The following is a 14,674-nucleotide window of genomic DNA, read 5'->3' as shown; positions in this document are numbered from 1 at the left end:
AGGCGATTGTTTTGCTGCCGGCGAAGCTCCGTCACGTTCGTGCGAGGTGTTCTCCATCGTGCGGACGGCGCGCCCGGTGTAGTGCTATGTGACCGGCAGGACTGAATGGCCGGAGCCGCCGATGCGCAAAGTGCAACGACGCACCTTCCTCGCAGCATTGATCCTGCTGCTTACGCCGCTGATGGCCCGCGGCCAGGACGCAATCCGCGGTGTCAATTTCGTGCATCCATTGCAGTTTAGTGACGCGGAGCAGGAAGCCGCGCTCGCCCGGATCGCGGCTGCGGGCATACGCGTGATTCGATTCGGCATGTATCAGCAGGATCTCGACAAGAATCTCGGCTTCATCGTGCGCGCCCATGCCCACAATATAGCGGTCGATCTTATTCTCCACGGTCTCTATCCGCCTGACGCAGCGGGGCGGCCATATCAGGCCAAGGAGTTTCCGGGCATGTCGGCAGGGCCGCCGATCTCGACGCTCAGCCCGGAACTATCGAGGGCGTATTTCCAGGAATTGCTCGACAAGCTTGATGCCGACGGCATCGTGCTTGCCGCGTTGGAACTCGAGAACGAGATCAACATGGCCGGCAGCAACCCAGACTTCAGCCTTCCTGGCGAGGGCCGGGTGCTCGGTCTCAACGATCTCGGCCACGACAAGGAAGGGCAGAGGGTCGCCAAAGGCTACCTGCAATATCTCAAGGTGCTGGCGGCGCTGAAGCAGGTGCGCGATCATTCCCGGCTGAACGCGCAGACGCCGTTACTGCCGACCAGCCTGGTCGACATTGTCGAGGAAGGCCCGTGGCCGACACCAAAGCGGTATGACGGGGTAAGCGTTGGCGCGACTATCTCCTTCATGCGCGCCAACGGCCTCGACCGGCTCGTCGATGCCTACAATCTCCACACCTATCCCTGGGCCGATCAACCCGGCGACAAGGCGGCGGCGATCCATCGCGCGCAACGCCTCGCGGCGCTGGTTCAGCCGGTCTGCGCCGCCGCCGGCTCGGCTGGCGGCAAGCCGTGCTGGATCACCGAGTGGGGGTTCAGCTATGGCAACAAGGCCTGTGCCGCGGACGAGGCGGCCCGCAGCGCGCTGGTGGAGGAGATGATGGGTGATTTCGCGCAGCGGGTGCGTGAGCGTCGTCTCTCTGGACTGATCTATTATTCGTGGACCGGCGATCCGTTGTTCGACGTCGATCGGTGCGGCAGCCTGACGCGAAGCGGACAGGCTGCGATCGCGCCGATCGCCGGTAGATGACGTCTTACACCGCGTGGGCTGTCGCATCAATCGTCAACGGACCAGGCGTCCGATCCGGGTGTGCGAGCAAGCGTCGCCAGCACGAAATCAGCCCGTGCTGATGGCGATATCTTCGGCAGGCTGATGACGTCGTAGCCGAGCGTAGGAAGCGCTTCCATGAGTCGCTGATACTCTGCCGTCGCTGCCTCGAACCCATGCCGCCGCTCGGCGTCGGTGACGTAGATCTCGGGCCATGGCGGTGTCATGAACACGCGTGCGTGGTAGCGATGGTCGGAGCAGATCGCGCGCAACACCGGCTCGCCCGTTAGAGCTTCCAGCGCAGACGCCGCGTCGACGAGGCCGCGATCGAAGAACACCCATCCGGAATCAGCCTTGGCCATCGCCATATCCTTCAGCGCGACGTCGATGGCACGACGCAGGAAGGCCGTTGTATCGTTCCAGGGCAGGGCACTGCCGCCGGATGCAAGCTCATCGGCGATGATGCGGCGGCCGGGCTCCTCGACGACCGGATAGCCGCGGCCACGCAGTTCCGCCAGCAGGGTCGATTTTCCGCCGCCGGAGCAGCCGGAGATCAGGACGAAGCGGTTCATCAGGAGCATGTCTTTACGTTCTTGGGTAGGACGAAGAGCGCTGACCAATTGGGGTTGCGGAATGGCTAACTTCACCGGCAGTTTGGAGAGTTCGCCTGGAGCTGTCTAAGCCCGCACCGCTTGAATCGCGCAACAGGTCCGTCAACACGCGGCCCATCTGGTTGGACTGGACCTGATTGTGGAGGAGTGCTCCTAACGCTGGAGCACTCACCACGCAATTTTCGGCAGCGCTTTCAACCTTCCACGCTCGGAACTAGCTCTTTATAGACGCGCATGATTGCGTCTTGCAAAGCAACGGCACGCATGTCTCCACCCTTTAGGCCGGTAGCACACTGTCCCCACTGATCGGCCGTTTGAGTCTGCAATGCTGCCACGAGACGGTCGGGATCCAAGTCTTGCGTAGAGCGAGACATTATCCGAACAAGACCTCCAAAAATTGCACCTCCGTGCCCCATCTTTTGGTTGGGGAAGGCCACAGCCATATTCGTTAGAACGGCCGAGGTGATAGCCGGTCCAAAGCGCCTGATCGAAGTCGCGATCGCTGCGGTGAAGGCGACCTCTCCCGGGCGCCAAGCGGTTGACGAGGTGTTCCTTGCGATTCGCAGACCCGCCTCCGTGACGATTTGATTAATCTCCAGCGCGTCCTCATCGGCTGCCGCGACCGCGGCAAAGTAGTCATCGAGCCGATTCACCGGTTTTCGCGCCCGATTGGCAACGATGAACATGCGGGCCTCTTCCTGGATGTTCTGATATCTGAATACACAGCATGGGAGCTGAAGGATGTCGTTCCGCTGAGATGCTGCCATCCAACGATGCTGGCCATCGATTATCGTGAGCTTATCGTCGGGACGTCGCGAAACGACGAGTGGGGCACATAGTCGCCAATCGAATTTTGCGGCTATGCTGGAGATGAGACGACGAGAAGCGGCGTTGTCAGTCGACCGCTGGTATGCACCATCGATCGAGAGGCGCTCAAGATGAATCCATTCGATACTTGGTTGTGAGCCGACCGGTGGAAGATGGCGCTGACGCTTGCTTGCGGACCCATTCGGTCCGGCTGCTGTCATTCTCGTGCGGGAACTCGCTCCATACTGTCGTACTTTTCCGGGGCCTACATTCGTTGTCGCTGGCATCGAACTCGATTTGAGGCCTTCAATAAATTCAGCGGTCTCCTCTGCGGCGCGCACCCAGACGTCTCCGCAACGCTCTATAATCACGTTCCCCGGATGAACTCTGGCTCGACCAAGTTCCGTCGCGACAGCAAAGGTTCCATTCGCTTCGATGCCGCCAGCCATATGTGGTGGCACCCAGTCCGGCATAGGAAGCTGCCCGTGTGTCCAGGTCCTGATCTCGCTGCCATTGTTAATGTTTAACTGGTGGTTGTATGTCATGGTTCAATCTCCCTAGTGACCCGGCCGAGATCACTCGCCGGTGGGAGAACGATGCAGCGGACCACCGACCGCTCTGTGAAGGATTCGCAACCGAACATGTTGTCTACAGGGTTTTCCAACGCAATCAGTTACTCGGCATCACGCTCGATCGCCTGCATCACGCTCGCGCTGCTGCTCTGCGGCGCGGCGCTTCAGTCGTCATGCGCAGCGGAATCCAGCGAACCGATCCGCGTCGGGGCGGTGCTGCCGTTCTCCGGTGGCGTCGAGCTCTATGGCCAGCAGGCGAGGCTCGGGCTCGATCTCGCCGCCCGGGATATCAATGCGGCCGGCGGCATTCTCGGCCGGCCGGTCGAGGTGATCTATGCCGATGACAAGACGCGGCCGGAGTCGGCCGCCGAGGCCATGCGTTCGCTGGTCGAGAAGGACGGCGTGCTGGCGGTGGTCGGTCCGATCACCTCGCGCAATCTGAATGCGCTGGTGCCGCTCGCGGAGAGCTCGAAGACGCCGTTGCTCTACGCCACCAATTACGAGGGCGGCAAATGCGGCCGCTATCTGTTTTCGTTCGGCGCGGTGCCGAACCAGGAGCTCGGCCAGCTGCTGCCTTACATGACGCAGACCTACGGCAACACGTATTTCCTGCTCGGCGCTGACCGGGTCTGGCCGCACCAGATGTTCGGCATCGCGCAGCCCCTGATCGAGCAACTCGGCGGCAAGGTGGTCGGGACGAAGTACACGCTGGGGACCGAGACGGATTTTTCTCCGCTGATTGAGGAGGTCGCGGCGAGCAAGGCCAAGGTGCTGCTGTTCGCGTTGAAGGGCGACGGGATGGACTTCATCCGGCAGGCCGACGAGGCCGGATTGCTGAAGGACATCACCGTCGCGTTCCTCGGACTGTCCGAGGTCGATCTCGGCATCTTTCGCGGCAAGGGCCAGAACATGGTGACGGTGGTGCCGGCGGTCGCGGCGAGCGAGGATCCGGCCGTAAAGGCGTTCGTCGCCAAGGCGCGCGCCGCGGCGAACCCGGGCGTCGCGGTGTCGAACTATGTGATGACGCACTACAACACCCTGGTCGCGCTCAAGGCGGCGGCCGAGAAGGCCGGCAAGCTCGACAAGGACGCGATCATCGACGCGATGGCCGGCCTCACCATTGCGTCGCCGACCGGCCCCGTGACGCTCGGCCAGGATCACCACGCAGCGATGAATATGTTCATCGCCAGGACGCAAGGCACCGAGTTGGTGCAGGTCCGGCCGCTTGGCGAGATCGCACCGCAGCCCGGATGCAGTCTGGCTGGCCGGTGAGGGTAGGCCGCGTATGAGCCTTGAAGGCCGCCACGGTCGCAAAAAAGTGAGCCGGGGCGGTCGTCCGCTGTCGGTTCCATGCCGGTCCGTTCGTCTTTCAGCCAGAACGCACTACATGGGAGTTCTGGAATGACCAATTCGACCTATCGCTGGGTGATTGTCGCAGCCGGCGGCCTGCTTGGCTGCGTCGCGATCGGCGGCATGTTTTCGCTGCCGGTGTTCCTGCAGCCGATGGCGCGAGAGACCGGTTGGTCGGTGACCGGCATCTCCAGCGCGATGACGATCGGCTTCCTCGCGATGGCCTTCACCAGCATGATCTGGGGCACGCTGTCCGACCGCTTCGGGCCGCTCCCGGTGGTGCTGACCGGATCGGTCGTGCTGGCGGCAAGCCTTGCGCTCGCAAGCCAGGCACCGTCGCTGCTGGCATTTCAGTTTCTGTTCGGCGCGCTGGTCGGCGCGGCCACGGCGGCGATCTTCGCCCCGATGATGGCCTGCGTCACCGGCTGGTTCGACACCCATCGCAGCCTTGCCGTCTCGCTGGTGTCGGCCGGCATGGGCATGGCGCCGATGACGATGTCGCCGCTCGCGGCCTGGTTGATCTCCCACCACGACTGGCGGACGTCGATGCTGATTATCTCAGGCGTGGTCGGCGCGATCATGATCCCGGTCTCGCTCTTCGTACGTCGCCCGCCGGCGCTGCAAGGCGGCCACGCCGAAGCGGCGAGCACGAATGGGGAGCCGGCGATGTCGCTGGCGCAGGCGCTGCGCTCGCCGCAATTCATTATCCTGATCGCGACCAATTTCTTCTGCTGCGCCACCCATTCCGGGCCGATCATCCACACGGTGAGCTACGCGGTCACCTGCGGCATCCCGATGGTCGCGGCGGTGACGATCTACAGCGTGGAAGGGCTCGCCGGCATGGGCGGCCGCATCGCCTTCGGCCTGCTCGGCGACCGCTTCGGCGCCAAGCGCGTGCTGGTGCTGGGGCTGCTGGCGCAGGCGTTCGGCGCGCTCGGCTACGTCTTCGTGCGCGAGCTGGCCGCGTTCTACGCGGTCGCGGCGATCTTCGGCTTCATCTATGCCGGCACCATGCCGCTGTATTCCGTGCTGATCCGGGAGAATTTTCCGCTGCGGATGCTGGGCACCGTGATCGGCGGCACCGCGATGGCCGGCAGTCTCGGCATGGCGACCGGCCCCTTGGCCGGCGGCCTGATCTACGACACCTTTGCGAGCTACACATGGCTGTATGTCGGCTCGTGGGCCGTTGGCCTCGGCGCGTTCCTGATCATGATGACCTTCCGGCCGATGGCGACGGCGCGGCCCTCAGCGGTGCCCGCGCCGGCGTGAGGTTTGCCCTACGTCATGCAGCGCGCCGCTCGGACGGACGCATTGTTCTTGCCGACTGGCGCGCAAGACTGCACGTTGTGGCATCATTGGATCGCTCGGGCGCCTGCGCGCCCGAACGCCGTTGCGGTGACGGTCATCACAACGGAAACGATATCCACGAGAGCCATCGATGTTTCATCACCTCAAATGGTCCCCGGCCGAGAAGAAGATCGCGCGCGAGGCTTATGATGCAGCGTTGCAATGCGCACTCGCCAAGCTGATGGCCGAATTCAAGAGTAAGGCCGGTGCAGTGGCGACGCCATCGGAGATGTGGGAAGTCGGCGACTATCTGCACCAGCAACGGAGGGAGATCGGTGAGATGTTCGACTATCGGTACTCGCAGCTTCCGCTTGTCTTCGCGCGACTCATTCGAGAGCAGCATCTCGACGAGGCGCTGCTAGCGGGTTTGTCGGACGAAAAGCGCCGGATCATTCGCTCCATTCTTTCTTCTGCGGCGAGGTGATCGGCTACCTTGGTCAATAAGCCACCGTTATCACGCGCGGCTGCGCTTCGGCCGCCGGATCGCGCGCACCTTGTTGTTGGTCGAGCCGCTGCCGCAGAAGAACCGGTCCTTGCCGTCAGACTCGAGCCCGGAGACGAACACGCCCTGCGGCATCTCGAGCCGTTCCATCACCTCGCCGCTCTGCGGATCGATACGGCGGACGTCGCTCTGGTCCTCTTCCCAGGTGCCGTGCCAGAGTTCGCCATCGACCCAGGAGACGCCGGTGACGAACCGGTTGCTTTCGATGGTGCGCAAAACCTTGCCGGTGTCGGGATCGACCTGAACGATGGTGCGGTCGCGATACTGGCCGACCCACAGCGAGCCTTCCGCCCAGGCCAGACCTGAGTCGCGGCCGCCGCCCGGCGAGGGGATCGTCGACACCACGCGTCCGCTGTTCGGCTCGATCTTCAGGATGCGGTCCTCGGCGATCTGATAGAGGTGCTTGCCGTCGAAGGCGGTGCCGGCATGGGCCGCGATGTCGAGGGTGCGGGTGGTGTTGCCGCTGTCGGGATCGAAGGCGACCAGCCGGCCGCCGGCCGCGAACCAGACCTGCTCGCCGTCGAAGCTGACACCGCCCACGCTCTCGACGCCCTCGAAGGCATATTCCCGGATGATCTCGGCCTCGGACTTCTTCATGCGGCGCTCCTGTGATTGCTGCCGGATGCTAGCCGTTCGGCAGCGGGGCAGGGAGTAACAACGTCGTCGTGAATCCCGGCACCGGGGGCGTCATCCAGCGCCGGGCGCGGGCACGGCCGACCGACTGCACCTTGCCCGTGGCGGCCAGGGCGTCGAGCGCGCGCTGCACGGTGCGCTGGCTCGCGCCCAGCGCCACCGATAGCGCCGAGCTCGACCAGGCCTCGCCGTCGGCGAGGAAGGCCAGCACCGCCGCATGCTCCTCCTCGACCGGCAGCGCCAGCACGGCGACCTCACGGCGGCCATGCGGCTCCAGCACGAAGCCGTCGGGCGTCGCGCTGAGATCGGCGAGCGGCTGCAAGGCCCGGCGCAGCCGTCCGATCTCGACCCGCAGCCGCGCCCGGTGCGATTCATCGGCGTGCTTGCCGCGAAACGCGCGCGCGATCAGCGTGCCGCGCGACACGTCCTGCGGCCAGGCTTCGCCGAGTGCGCGGGCGAGCGCGAACAGCACCGGCCGCCGCGTCAGCGAGACCGTGGTGCCGCTATTGCGCACGACGTAGCGGCAGGCATCGACGACCAGCGCCTTCGAGCCGATCAGGGCCTCGACCTCCGCGAGCAGCAGCGGCTGCTCGTGGCCGCGCGCGATCAGCCGCGCCGCCGGCATGGCGAGGAGGTTTGCGGTGCTTTCCACTTCGGCCGCAAGCTCGGCAATGCCGGCGCGGCGTGCCGCATCCCTTGCCCGTGCCAGCGCCTCGCGCGCCGGCTTGGTCCGCAACCGCCGCATCGCGATGCCGGCGACGACCAATTCATGTCCGACCCGCAGCGCAGGCGGGAAGGGCGCCGGGTCGAGGTCATCGAGCATGCGCTCGGCCGCATCGAGGCTGCCGATCAAGAGCAGGCGACGGATTTCCAGATAGCCGGCATGGGCAGCGTTGAGCGCGTCGCCGCGCGCCGCGAGCGTTGCGCGCGCCGCCGCGAGGCTCCTGCTGGGAAAGGAAAGGTCGCGCGACACCAGCGCGATCTCGGCTTCGGCCACCACGCAGCGTGCACGCGCGATGGCTTCACGCGGACCGAAGGCGCGGCCCGCGCGCCGTAACAGCTCCTTGGCGCGGGGGAAATCGCCGAGCCGGGCCATCGCAATGCCGCGCAGCGCCAGCGCCGGCGCATCGTCGCGCAGGGCCACCCGTTTCAGTGCGCCGAGGGGATCACCCGCCGCAAGCGCGCGCGCCGCAGCGGTAATCAGCGAATCCATTCGAATCCCGACACACTTGTCACTCTCGCCCTCCGAAGACCGGTCCTAACCTAGCACATGACGACATGGATCATCCCCAGAGAGATCGAATGATGACCGGAATCCAGACACATCAGGATTGGTTGAAAGGCCCCATCAGTGGCCGCGGTGCCATGGTCGCGCGCTGGCTGTCGCTGGCGGCCGCGCCGACCTTCGCCGTGATGGCGCTGGTGGCCGCGCTGGCGCCGGCCGACATGATCTGCGGCGCCATGCAGGGAGCGTTCTCGTTGCAGGGGATGGTCCCGATGTACGCGCTGATGAGCGCATTCCATCTGGCGCCGTGGTTGCGCCTGTTCCGATGACCGCCTCATCCCTCCGGCAAGGTGAAGACCGCGCAGGGCACCGCGATGCCGCGCAGCTCATGGGTGCCGAGCGCGACCAGCGGCATCTCGGTCTCGGCGGCGAGCGCGCCGGAGACCAGCACGGTCTGCTCCAGCGGCTTGCACAGGCCTTCCAGCCGGCTGACCAGATTGACCGCGGCGCCGATCGCGGTGAAGTCGAGGCGGTCGGCAGCGCCGATATTGCCCCAGTGGACCTCGCCGAGATGCAGCGCTACGCCGAATGGCAGTGGTGGCAGGCCGTACTTGCGCCGCTCGGTATCGAGATGCGTCATGCCGACGCGGGCCGCCGACACCGCGCGCAATGCCGCCTCGCATGCGCTGCGCGCGCTGGTCGTGACCGGAAAGATCGCGAGCAGCCCGTCGCCGATGAATTTCAACACCTCGCCGCCGAAGGCGTGGATCGCGCCGGCGATACGGTCGAACCAGGCGTCGAGGGCCGCGATCACCTCGGCGGGCGGATGGCTTTCGGAGAGCGCGGTGAAGCCGCGCAGGTCGGCAAACAGCAGCGCCGCGCGGATGGTTTCGCCGGTGTTGCGCCGCAACGGCGATGCCAGCACGCGCGCCGCGCTGCGCCGGCCGAGATAGGCCTCCAGCGCCGCCGTCAATGTCGCACGCGCCGCGAGCGCGGCGAGCGGTGCCGCCGTGAAGCGCGCGGCCTCGCGCAATTGATCCGCTTCGACCGGCGTGAAGGCGCGGGTCCCGATCCAGCCGAGGGCCGGGCCATCCGGCCGCGTTCCAATCGTGTCCTCGTGGATCGGGCCGGGTGCGAGGCCGTTGAGCCAGCGCCGGCCGGCATCGCCGGATCCGACCATACCGGGCATCGCAAAGGGTTGTTCCGGCGCGAACCCGAGCGCCTCGATGACCTCACCATTGCCGGCGCGCCACAGCCAGGTCCGCCTTGCAATCAGCGGGTGCGGAACCTCGAGCGTGAGCGCGCCGCCGGCCAGCGGCAGGCCATCCGTGATAAGATGGTGACCCAGGTCCGCCAGCAACCGGTTGGCGCCCGCGGTCTCGGCCGCGGCGTCGACCAGCCAGCTCAGTGTCGAGGACAATCGCATCACCCCATCATGGGGTTGATGCGCCACCCTTGTCACGAAATATCCCTGAAGACCCACGTCAATGGAGAATGGACCGATGACTGAAGCCTTCATCGTTCAACGCGAGATCCAGATCGCGGCGCCGCCCGCAACCGTATTCGCCTTCCTGACCGATCCGCAGAAGATCGTGAGCTGGATGGGACTCGAGGCCGAGACCGAGCTGCATCCCGGCGGGCTCTATCTGCTGAAGGGTCTCGGCGACGACCGCAACCGCGCTGCGCGCGGAGCGTTCCGCGAGGTCGTGCCGGTACATCGTCTCGCCTACAGTTTCGGCTGGGAAGGCGGCGCGGAAGTGCCGCCGGGATCGAGCCTGATCGAGATCGACCTGATCAACAAGGACAGCGGCACGCTGTTGCGGATGACCCATAGCGGCCTGCCCAATGCTGAGCAGTGCGCGAGCCATAGCAAGGGTTGGACGCACTACCTTGCGAGGCTCGCGCTCGCGGCCACTGGGCGAGCTCCAGGCCCTGACCGCGGTCCGCACGCCTGAAAGTCGCCTTGCCTCACGTCGGCCATTTCGAGCCGAGGATGATCGAGCAGAAGTTGACCCGCGTGTAATTCATGTCCTTGAGCGCCAGCACGTCGGCCTTGACGTTGCCGAAGGTGGTCAGCGGCTTCTTGACGGTGCCGGCCGCGAAATGATCGATGATGTTCTCCTTGAAATTCGCCTCGCGCGGATGATGCGCGCAGACGTGGTCGCGGTGCTCGTGCGAGAAATCGTCATAGGCGATGCCGAGCACGTCCATCTCGACGCCGGCGGTGACCAGCGCGACGGTCGGACGCATATGTTCGGGGATGCCGGGCGTGGTGTGCAGCGCAATCGAGGCCCAGACGTCATCGATGTCGCGCTCGGCGATGCCGTAACCCCTGAGGAAGTCGCGTGCGGCGTTGGCGCCGTCGACCTCGAAGCGCAGATCGGGGCTCGCATGCTTGGCGGTGAGGCCCATGTCGTGGAACATGGCGCCGACATAGAGCAACTCGGGATCGAATTTCAGCTTGCGGCGATTGCCGGTCAGCGCGCCCCAGAAGAACACGCGGCGGCTGTGATTGTAGAGCAGGTCGTCCTCGGTATCGCGCACCAGCTGGGTGGCGGCACGTGCCATGGCGCTGTCGGGTACACGGATCCCGGCGATGATCTCGGTCATTTCAAGACGCTCCTCGATATGGCAAGACGATGCCGTGGCGTGCGAAACACGCGGGGCGCGCCGGCGCTCGTCGCTCTCGTGTGTTCGGATCGCCTGATGGCGTGATCCGTGCTCTGCTTGTCGCCCGCTTTGGCCTGATCTCGCAATGATCGTGCGCCGCCGGATCGAGCCAACGAGCCATCGTTTCGCGCCAGCGGGCAGGGAGAAGGTATGTCGGTTCAGAAGGTGGCGATCGCGATTCACGAAGGGGTGCAGGCGCTGGATGTCGCCGGTCCCGTCGATGTGCTTGCGGAGACCAACGGCTTCGTCGCTCATGGCGACGGCTATGAGACGGTGCTGGTCGGCGCCAGCCGCGAGCCGCTGCGCGCATCGAACGGCATGAAGATATCGGCCGATCTAAGTTTCGATGAGGCGAAGGAGAAGTTCGACATCCTGCTCGTTGCCGGCGGGCCGGCATTGCCCGATGCCGAGCCGGATCCGGCGCTGACGCAGTGGCTGCGCGGCGCGCCCGCGCGCGCCGCGCTCTACGGTTCGATCTGCACCGGTGCCTTCGCGCTCGGCCATGCCGGGCTGCTCGACGGTCACAAAGTGACGACGCATTGGCAGAACGCGCAGCGTCTGGCGGCGTGCTTTCCGGCTGCCGAGGTGATCTTCGACCGGATCTACATTCGCGACGGTCGACTGATGACCTCCGCCGGCGTCACCGCCGGCATCGATCTCGGTCTCGCGCTGGTCGCTGAGCGTCATGGGCCGCAGGTCGCGGTCGCGGTGGCCAAGCGGCTGGTGGTGGTGGCGCAACGCCAGGGCGGCCAGTCGCAGTTCAGCCCGTATCTCACCGCGCCGGTCGACGAGGACTCGCCGATCGCGCGCGCGCAGGCGCATGTCATGCAGCGTGTCGGCGAGCGCCACACCCTGCAATCGCTGGCCGAGGCCGTCGGCATGAGCGTGCGCAATTTCGGCCGCGCCTTCGCGCAGGAGACCGGCATCACGCCGCACGAATTCGTCGAACGCGCGCGGATCGACGCCGCGCGCCGCCTGCTCGAGGGCAGCGATCGGCCGCTGAAGGCGGTCGCGTTCGATTGCGGCTTCGGCTCGGCCGACCGGATGCGCATCGTGTTCACCGAGCGGCTCGGCGTGTCGCCGGCGCAGTACCGCTCGAGTTTTCGCAAATTGTGACGCCGTTCATGAAGCGGAGCATGTCGCCCGCGTAGGATCGAAATCGCCGCTGCAAGCAACACATCTTCTCCCGAGAGGACGCCATGGACGCGCTCACGCTCTTCATCATTCGTCACGCCGAAAAGCCTGATGATGGCTGGCCGGGGCCCGGCTTCACCGCGGACGGCGTGTCCGATACCGAGTCGCTAGTGCTCCGCGGCTGGCAGCGCGCCGGCGCGTGGGCTGCATTGTTTGGCACCGACCTTGCCAAGGGTGACTATGCCAGGCCCGACGCGATCTATGCCGCGACGCCCGGCACCACGCCCAACCGGGGCCCGAGCAGCCGTCCCGCCGAGACGATCGTGGCGCTTGCGGCGCGTCTTGGCGCGACACCGAACGAAGATTTTGGCAAAGGTCATGAGCCGGCGCTGATCAAGGCGCTGCTGGCGCTGAACGGCGTCGTGCTGCTGTGCTGGGAGCACAAGGCGATCATCGCCGACATCCTGCCGCTGATCCCGGTCAGCAAGGGCAAGCCGCCCACGAAATGGGAGAGCAGCCGCTTCGACGTCGTGCTGCGCTTCGAGCGCGCCAAGGGCGACGACAAGTTCGCCTTCAAGGAGCTGTTTCCGAAATTGCTGTCGGGTGATTCAGACAAGCCGTTGGGCGACTGAACCGCGTAGCGGCCCGGCCCGTCAGTCGAGCCCGAGCGCCTTGCGCGATTTCCGCGTCAGCTTGGCTGCGATCAGCGCATGCGCCTGATCGAGATAGGCCTTGAGCTCGGCGTCGGGCAGGGCGTCGTTGCCGACCAGTTGCACCCATTTGGCGCGCGCCAGATACGGCGCCGGCCGCGCGAGTTCCTGCTCGATCAGCAGCTGATAGGCCATGTTCGAGGTCTTGAACATGAAGCCGCCGGTGCTCGCGACGTAGCCGCCGGCCAGCGCGAACATCTTGCCGCCGACCTTGAACACCGACGTGCCTTCCCATTGCACCACCTTGGTGGCGGCGGCCAGGCGCAGGCAATGAGCTTCGAAGGTTTTTGGGCGCATGAGTCGGAGGGGCTGGAGGGCGTCAAAGCCATAGGCCAGCCGCGCGAAGACAGGCAAGCCCGGCACGAGCCGACGAGGCTGGTTCCGCTCGCTGCTTCGTTTGCGGGACCTCACGAAAACGTGGGTTGCCGCTATTCAATCTGTAGATATATCGTAAGATATATTTTCAGTAAGGAATGACCAATGAGACGATCGATGTTTGGCGGCCGGGACGATGATGGCTTTCGGTTCGGGTTTTTCGCCATGGGCCGGCACGGCCGGGGCGGCCATCGCTTTGGCCGCGGCGGACATGGCTTCTTCGGGCGGGGTGGCGGCGGCGACTTTCCGGGATCGCGGCGGCTCTCGTCGCAGGATCTGCAACTCGTCATCCTCGCGCTGCTCGGCGAGCAGCCGGCGCACGGCTACGAGCTGATCAAGAAAATCGAGGAGCGGTCGGACGGCTTCTACAGCCCGAGCCCAGGCGTGATCTATCCCGCGCTGACCTTCCTCGAGGAGATCGGCCATGCCAGCGTCACCCAGGATGCGGCGCGCAAGCTCTACAGCATCACCGAGCAGGGCAAGGCGCATCTCGCCGAGAACCGCGCCACCGCGGACACCATTCTCGAAGCGCTGTCACGGATCGGCCGCCGCATGGACGAGGTGCGCGAAGCCTTCGCTGGCGTCAGCGATCTCGATGGCGAGGCTTCCGACGACGTGCACCGCGCCCGTCACGCGCTGAAGAGCGCGCTGCGCCAGAAGCGCGGCTGCGATGCCGCCGAGGCGCGCCGCATCGCCAAGATCCTCGACCGCGCTGCCGCTGAGATCCTGCAGCAATGACGTCATCTCAAGGGAGACCCTTCATGTACAACGCTGAACCGCACAGCGCGATCGCCGATGCTCGCGTCGCTGCCGTCATCGCGCGCCTGCAGGTCACGCGCCCCAGGCCGGCTGCCGGCGGTCCGCGCGGCAATCCGGCGATGAGCCGCGATCCGAACGACTATGCCGAGCAGGGATTCTCGATCCACCCGGAGCAGGGCGAATTGATCTATCTCTTGTGCCGCGGCCTGCGCGCCAAACGCGTCGTGGAGTTCGCGACGTCGGTCGGAATGTCGACGCTCTATTTCGCCGCCGCGATGCGCGACAATGGCGGCGGCACCGTGATCGGCTCGGAGATCGTGCCGGCCAAGGTCCAGGCCGCGAAGCGCAATCTTGCGGAGGCTGGCCTTGCCGACTACGCCGACATCCGCGAGGGCGATGCGCGCCAGACGCTGCGCGATCTCGGTGGTCCCGTCGACTTCATCCTGATCGACGGCTGGCCGGGCGACAAGGGACCGACGCTGGCCCGCAGGTGATTGAGATCATCGCCCCGCAGCTTCGCGTCGGCGGCTATGTCATGAACGACAATGCCGAGGCGGATTTCCTGGAGTTCGTGCGCGACCCCCAAAACGGCTTCGTGTCGATCACGCTGCCGCTCAAGGGCGGGACCGAGCTCTGCCTGAAGGTGGCGTAGGCGGCGATCCTGCTGGCGTGATTGTGAGCCGCAACGGCATCACGCCACACTGGATTT

18 protein-coding genes are annotated in these 14,674 nt (G+C 65.5%); 11 read left to right on the top strand and 7 right to left on the bottom strand.

Annotated elements, in window-relative coordinates:
- Positions 1-121: 121 nt before the first annotated feature.
- Positions 122-1,252, top strand: coding sequence for a hypothetical protein (locus CO675_RS13090; RefSeq protein ID WP_143278995.1), 1,131 nt, complete (start codon positions 122-124; stop codon positions 1,250-1,252).
- Between the two features lie 26 nt (positions 1,253-1,278).
- Here CO675_RS13090 and CO675_RS13085 read toward each other — a convergent pair whose 3' ends face one another.
- On the bottom strand, positions 1,279-1,842 hold the full coding sequence (locus tag CO675_RS13085) for an AAA family ATPase (protein ID WP_097672655.1): 564 nt from the start codon (positions 1,840-1,842) through the stop codon (positions 1,279-1,281).
- Positions 1,843-2,075: 233 nt separating this feature from the next.
- Entirely contained in the window at positions 2,076-3,233 is a 1,158-nt protein-coding gene (locus tag CO675_RS13080) for a DUF6551 family protein (RefSeq protein ID WP_097672321.1), read from the bottom strand.
- Positions 3,234-3,284: 51 nt separating this feature from the next.
- On the opposite strand from CO675_RS13080, the gene CO675_RS13075 reads away from it, so the two are divergent.
- The 3 genes from CO675_RS13075 (at position 3,285) to frp (ending at position 6,381) form a co-directional block, all read left to right on the top strand.
- Positions 3,285-4,532 (top strand): substrate-binding protein, encoded by a 1,248-nt coding sequence (locus CO675_RS13075; RefSeq protein ID WP_097672320.1) that lies wholly within the window; start codon positions 3,285-3,287, stop codon positions 4,530-4,532.
- 129 nt (positions 4,533-4,661) lie between these two features.
- Complete coding sequence (locus CO675_RS13070) at positions 4,662-5,879, top strand: MFS transporter (RefSeq protein WP_097672319.1); 1,218 nt, start codon at positions 4,662-4,664, stop codon at positions 5,877-5,879.
- A gap of 169 nt (positions 5,880-6,048) precedes the next feature.
- The gene (frp, locus tag CO675_RS13065) at positions 6,049-6,381 is read left to right on the top strand and encodes a fluorescence recovery protein (RefSeq protein WP_097672318.1); all 333 of its coding nucleotides are present in this window, start codon (positions 6,049-6,051) and stop codon (positions 6,379-6,381) included.
- A gap of 30 nt (positions 6,382-6,411) precedes the next feature.
- Here the strand turns inward: frp and CO675_RS13060 are convergent, their stop codons facing one another.
- Positions 6,412-7,056 carry a Vgb family protein gene (locus CO675_RS13060; RefSeq protein WP_097672317.1) on the bottom strand — a complete coding sequence of 215 codons (645 nt, stop codon included), beginning with the start codon at positions 7,054-7,056 and terminating at the stop codon, positions 6,412-6,414.
- Positions 7,057-7,084: 28 nt separating this feature from the next.
- Positions 7,085-8,305: a winged helix-turn-helix domain-containing protein gene (locus CO675_RS13055; RefSeq protein WP_097672316.1), complete on the bottom strand. Its 1,221-nt coding sequence runs from the start codon at positions 8,303-8,305 to the stop codon at positions 7,085-7,087.
- A 92-nt stretch (positions 8,306-8,397) separates the two neighbouring features.
- On the opposite strand from CO675_RS13055, the gene CO675_RS13050 reads away from it, so the two are divergent.
- Positions 8,398-8,646, top strand: coding sequence for a hypothetical protein (locus tag CO675_RS13050; RefSeq protein ID WP_245452765.1), 249 nt, complete (start codon positions 8,398-8,400; stop codon positions 8,644-8,646).
- Between the two features lie 5 nt (positions 8,647-8,651).
- Here the strand turns inward: CO675_RS13050 and CO675_RS13045 are convergent, their stop codons facing one another.
- Positions 8,652-9,743, bottom strand: a complete 1,092-nt coding sequence (locus CO675_RS13045; RefSeq protein ID WP_097672314.1) for an adenylate/guanylate cyclase domain-containing protein — start codon at positions 9,741-9,743, stop codon at positions 8,652-8,654.
- Between the two features lie 76 nt (positions 9,744-9,819).
- Here CO675_RS13045 and CO675_RS13040 point away from each other — a divergent pair, with 76 nt between their 5' ends.
- Positions 9,820-10,272: an SRPBCC family protein gene (locus tag CO675_RS13040; protein WP_097672654.1), complete on the top strand. Its 453-nt coding sequence runs from the start codon at positions 9,820-9,822 to the stop codon at positions 10,270-10,272.
- A 13-nt stretch (positions 10,273-10,285) separates the two neighbouring features.
- Here CO675_RS13040 and CO675_RS13035 read toward each other — a convergent pair whose 3' ends face one another.
- Complete coding sequence (locus CO675_RS13035; protein WP_097672313.1) at positions 10,286-10,927, bottom strand: HD domain-containing protein; 642 nt, start codon at positions 10,925-10,927, stop codon at positions 10,286-10,288.
- Positions 10,928-11,137: 210 nt separating this feature from the next.
- Here CO675_RS13035 and CO675_RS13030 point away from each other — a divergent pair, with 210 nt between their 5' ends.
- Positions 11,138-12,103 carry a GlxA family transcriptional regulator gene (locus CO675_RS13030; RefSeq protein ID WP_097672312.1) on the top strand — a complete coding sequence of 322 codons (966 nt, stop codon included), beginning with the start codon at positions 11,138-11,140 and terminating at the stop codon, positions 12,101-12,103.
- Positions 12,104-12,186: 83 nt separating this feature from the next.
- Entirely contained in the window at positions 12,187-12,753 is a 567-nt protein-coding gene (locus CO675_RS13025; RefSeq protein ID WP_097672311.1) for a histidine phosphatase family protein, read from the top strand.
- Positions 12,754-12,774: 21 nt separating this feature from the next.
- Here CO675_RS13025 and CO675_RS13020 read toward each other — a convergent pair whose 3' ends face one another.
- Positions 12,775-13,128 (bottom strand): MmcQ/YjbR family DNA-binding protein, encoded by a 354-nt coding sequence (locus CO675_RS13020; RefSeq protein WP_097672310.1) that lies wholly within the window; start codon positions 13,126-13,128, stop codon positions 12,775-12,777.
- Positions 13,129-13,323: 195 nt separating this feature from the next.
- On the opposite strand from CO675_RS13020, the gene CO675_RS13015 reads away from it, so the two are divergent.
- Genes CO675_RS13015 through CO675_RS41420 form a run of 3 tightly spaced genes read left to right on the top strand, consistent with a single transcriptional unit; the run spans position 13,324 to position 14,617 of the window.
- Positions 13,324-13,944, top strand: a complete 621-nt coding sequence (locus CO675_RS13015) for a PadR family transcriptional regulator (protein WP_097672309.1) — start codon at positions 13,324-13,326, stop codon at positions 13,942-13,944.
- Between the two features lie 23 nt (positions 13,945-13,967).
- Positions 13,968-14,459 carry an O-methyltransferase gene (locus tag CO675_RS13010; RefSeq protein ID WP_245452740.1) on the top strand — a complete coding sequence of 164 codons (492 nt, stop codon included), beginning with the start codon at positions 13,968-13,970 and terminating at the stop codon, positions 14,457-14,459.
- Positions 14,456-14,617, top strand: coding sequence for a hypothetical protein (locus CO675_RS41420; protein ID WP_245452739.1), 162 nt, complete (start codon positions 14,456-14,458; stop codon positions 14,615-14,617). The genes CO675_RS13010 and CO675_RS41420 overlap by 4 nt, the downstream gene beginning before the upstream one ends.
- The last annotated feature ends 57 nt before the right edge of the window (positions 14,618-14,674 follow it).

This window comes from Bradyrhizobium sp. C9 (assembly GCF_002532045.1).
Taxonomy (GTDB): Bacteria; Pseudomonadota; Alphaproteobacteria; order Rhizobiales; family Xanthobacteraceae; genus Bradyrhizobium.
The sequence above is the reverse complement of the archived record's forward strand: the minus strand, read 5'-3'. Positions and strand labels throughout refer to the sequence as shown.

Bases quoted from the DNA above. Each gene is read 5' to 3' on its own strand.
- CO675_RS13090 (WP_143278995.1), top strand. From the start codon at position 122: ATGCGCAAAGTGCAACGACGCACCTTCCTCGCAGCATTGATCCTGCTG.
- CO675_RS13085 (WP_097672655.1), bottom strand. From the start codon at position 1,842: ATGAACCGCTTCGTCCTGATCTCCGGCTGCTCCGGCGGCGGAAAATCG.
- CO675_RS13080 (WP_097672321.1), bottom strand. From the start codon at position 3,233: ATGACATACAACCACCAGTTAAACATTAACAATGGCAGCGAGATCAGG.
- CO675_RS13075 (WP_097672320.1), top strand. From the start codon at position 3,285: ATGCAGCGGACCACCGACCGCTCTGTGAAGGATTCGCAACCGAACATG.
- CO675_RS13070 (WP_097672319.1), top strand. From the start codon at position 4,662: ATGACCAATTCGACCTATCGCTGGGTGATTGTCGCAGCCGGCGGCCTG.
- frp (WP_097672318.1), top strand. From the start codon at position 6,049: ATGTTTCATCACCTCAAATGGTCCCCGGCCGAGAAGAAGATCGCGCGC.
- CO675_RS13060 (WP_097672317.1), bottom strand. From the start codon at position 7,056: ATGAAGAAGTCCGAGGCCGAGATCATCCGGGAATATGCCTTCGAGGGC.
- CO675_RS13055 (WP_097672316.1), bottom strand. From the start codon at position 8,305: ATGGATTCGCTGATTACCGCTGCGGCGCGCGCGCTTGCGGCGGGTGAT.
- CO675_RS13050 (WP_245452765.1), top strand. From the start codon at position 8,398: ATGACCGGAATCCAGACACATCAGGATTGGTTGAAAGGCCCCATCAGT.
- CO675_RS13045 (WP_097672314.1), bottom strand. From the start codon at position 9,743: ATGCGATTGTCCTCGACACTGAGCTGGCTGGTCGACGCCGCGGCCGAG.
- CO675_RS13040 (WP_097672654.1), top strand. From the start codon at position 9,820: ATGACTGAAGCCTTCATCGTTCAACGCGAGATCCAGATCGCGGCGCCG.
- CO675_RS13035 (WP_097672313.1), bottom strand. From the start codon at position 10,927: ATGACCGAGATCATCGCCGGGATCCGTGTACCCGACAGCGCCATGGCA.
- CO675_RS13030 (WP_097672312.1), top strand. From the start codon at position 11,138: ATGTCGGTTCAGAAGGTGGCGATCGCGATTCACGAAGGGGTGCAGGCG.
- CO675_RS13025 (WP_097672311.1), top strand. From the start codon at position 12,187: ATGGACGCGCTCACGCTCTTCATCATTCGTCACGCCGAAAAGCCTGAT.
- CO675_RS13020 (WP_097672310.1), bottom strand. From the start codon at position 13,128: ATGCGCCCAAAAACCTTCGAAGCTCATTGCCTGCGCCTGGCCGCCGCC.
- CO675_RS13015 (WP_097672309.1), top strand. From the start codon at position 13,324: ATGTTTGGCGGCCGGGACGATGATGGCTTTCGGTTCGGGTTTTTCGCC.
- CO675_RS13010 (WP_245452740.1), top strand. From the start codon at position 13,968: ATGTACAACGCTGAACCGCACAGCGCGATCGCCGATGCTCGCGTCGCT.